This window comes from Photobacterium sp. SP02 (genome assembly GCF_038519165.1).
Taxonomy (GTDB): Bacteria; Pseudomonadota; Gammaproteobacteria; order Enterobacterales; family Vibrionaceae; genus Photobacterium; species Photobacterium halotolerans.
Map to the genome: position 1 here is coordinate 1 of NZ_JASJOJ010000126.1, position 2,674 is coordinate 2,674.

3 protein-coding genes are annotated in these 2,674 nt (G+C 57.7%); all 3 read left to right on the forward strand.

Features of this window, described 5'->3' with window-relative positions:
• On the forward strand, positions 1 to 1,053 hold a 1,053-nt coding region (locus tag P0Y67_RS22460; RefSeq protein WP_342393673.1), incomplete at its 5' end, for a molybdopterin dinucleotide binding domain-containing protein.
• A complete protein-coding gene (gene cobA, locus P0Y67_RS22465; protein ID WP_342393674.1) occupies positions 1,050 to 1,901 on the forward strand; it encodes a uroporphyrinogen-III C-methyltransferase in 852 nt (283 codons plus the stop codon). The genes P0Y67_RS22460 and cobA, both read left to right, overlap by 4 nt.
• Positions 1,902 to 1,979: 78 nt before the next feature.
• A complete protein-coding gene (locus P0Y67_RS22470) occupies positions 1,980 to 2,594 on the forward strand; it encodes an ANTAR domain-containing response regulator (protein ID WP_342393675.1) in 615 nt (204 codons plus the stop codon).
• Positions 2,595 to 2,674: the final 80 nt, after the last annotated feature.

A 2,674-nucleotide genomic window follows, 5' to 3' on the forward strand; every position in this document is an offset into this window, starting at 1 on the left:
ACAGATGCTGAATATGCCCACTGGCAACCGCAGCGCTGGCCGCTGGGCAGGGAGTCACACCTGTTCAGTGACGGGGTCTTCCCGACCGCCAGCGGCCGCGCCAATCTGATCACTGTTCGTCATAGCGAAAAAGAGGCCCAGCCCGGCGTCTGGTGGCTCAATACCGGACGTCAGCGCGATCAATGGCACACCATGACGCGCACCGGGCATATAGCCAGGCTGGCCGAAAGCGAAACCGAGCCGACTGTGTATATTCATCCGCTCTCGGCCAGTAAAAATCAGCTCAGCGAAGGACAGCTGGTGTCACTGGGTTATAACGGCAACCACATGCTGGCCAAGCTGGCGGTCGATGATGGCCTGTCGCCAAACCAGCTCTATATGTCGATGCACTGGGCCGGGGCATTTGGTTTTGCCAGCCGGGTCAACCAGATGGTTGCGCCTGAGGTTGACCCCGTGTCGGGCCAGCCTGCCTTCAAATCGGCTAGTGTGACGCTGTCACCGGCCCGGGCGGCCAGCTACGGGATCTGGATGGGCGCGCTGCCACCGCCGTTTGAGACAGATTTCCTCAGTTTCCAGACCGGAGAAACGATCAATATCTGGCGCTTTGCCTGCCGCACGCCGCTGTCTAAATCCCACCTGTACGGCATCACACCACAGGCATTGGTGATTGACGATACAGGCAACGGCGGCTGGACGGCGCTGATGACAGCCGACAGCCGGTTAACCGCCATGTGCCTTGTGAGCGAGCAGCCACTTCGCTCTGATCCCCAGCCCTATACCGGCTTGTTTAACAAGGCGTTTTCGGTCAGTGCTTTTCTGGCACTGGCGATGCAGGGACAGGCACCCTCAAAACTGGTGTGCAGCTGCTTCAGGGTAACGGACAGACAGATTGTACAAGCCATTGAGCGCAATGGACTGACCAGCCTGGCGGGATTGCAGGCGCAACTGAAATGCGGCTCTAACTGCGGGTCTTGCCTTGGCGAAGTAAAGGCGCTGCTCAAACAGATGCAAGTGAACACGGAAGAAGCAGTGACGGAAGGAGAACAGGTATGAGTACAGCAAAACCAATGACATCGACACACAGCACAGCGACGGTAACCCGGCTCCAGTCGGTGCCGCGTCGCCCTTCCGTCAGTCTGGTGGGGGCGGGGCCGGGCGATCCTGAACTGCTGACCTTAAAAGCCCTCAAAGCCATTCAGCAGGCCGAAGTGCTGGTGTATGACCGCCTGGTTAGCGATGCCATTCTGGCGATGGCGAACCCGGATGCTGAGCGTATCTATGTGGGTAAGCGCTGCGGTCAGCCCAGCATGAAACAGGAAGCGATCAATCAGGTACTGATCGAGCAGGCCAGACAAGGCCGCTATGTGGTGCGGCTGAAAGGTGGCGACCCGCTGATCTTCGGCCGTGGCGGGGAAGAAGGGCTGGCGCTGGCGGCAGAGGCGATCCCGTTTGATTTCGTGCCCGGCATTACTGCTGCCATTGGCTGCGCGGCATCCACCTCGATACCGCTGACGCACAGAGAAATGTCCCGTTCAGTCACTTTGGTCACCGGCCATGTGGTGTCCGGTGCGTTACCTGCCTGGGCGCAGCTGATTGGCGCGGGGCAGACCATAGTCTTTTACATGGGCCTCGAGCAGGCCAGAGAGATCCAAAGCGGCCTGACACTGGGCGGCCTGAGCAAGGACACCCCGCTGGCTGTGGTCATTAAAGGCTGCACGCCGGAGGAGAAAGTCCATGTGTCGTCATTGGGCAAGCTCACCAAACTGGGGCAGGAATTAAAAGGACAGTCACCGGCATTGCTCATCATCGGTGATGTGGTTGCACTGCGTGCCACGCTTAATCAAGCACTTAACTGCAAGGATACCACCGAGACTAACCCTAAAGAGGTATTTTATGGCTGATTTTGACTAAGTGGCTGATTGCTTGCTTCTTTATGTATGAATGCGTGTTGAACCATTGTGTACAAGGAAGACAGGCCAATGGCCAAGCCAGAAAAGTCAGATCGAAAGCAAGTCGCCGCCAACCATAAAGACACCAGTCAGATACTGGTTTGCAGCGATTGCACCCGGGAACAGGCAAAGCTGACCGGCGAACTGGCGGCCAGATATGACAATGTTATCGGTTGTCGCTTCAGCCAGCTTGCGGCACTGACGGCACAGACGCAGGACAGTGCACTGGTGATCAGCTGGGCCAGAGCCGATGCCGAGCTGAGGATGCTGGTAGACCATGCAGACAGCCAACGGTGGCCGCTGGTGGTACTGCTCCGGCAGCTTGAGCATCAGGATATCGACCGGCTCCCTGCACCTAATGGCTATGTGCTTTTACCGGCAGACTCAGCAACGGCGCTGAGTGTATGGGTAGAAAGGGCATGCCAGGTCAGGGACAGCCAAAGTCAGATGGAAAATGCGCTGGCGACGCTGAATCGCCGCCTTGAGGACAGGCGGTTGGTGGAGCAGGCCAAAGGACTGCTGATGAAGCATCAGGGGCTGGATGAGGCAGAAGCTTATCGCCTGCTCCGTGAAGCCGCCATGCACAACAGCCAGAGTTTAGGCCAGATTGCGAAAAACCTGCTGCTGAGCCTGAACCGTTTATGACCCGGCGCTAACGTCACGCGCCATCACACCGGTTTCCAGTGTTACGGTATGGTTGCCGTACTGGAAGGTTTTAACGATAG

Excerpts from the sequence above, each read along its gene's own strand:
- cobA (WP_342393674.1), top strand. The coding sequence starts at position 1,050 with ATGAGTACAGCAAAACCAATGACATCGACACACAGCACAGCGACGGTA.
- P0Y67_RS22470 (WP_342393675.1), top strand. The coding sequence starts at position 1,980 with ATGGCCAAGCCAGAAAAGTCAGATCGAAAGCAAGTCGCCGCCAACCAT.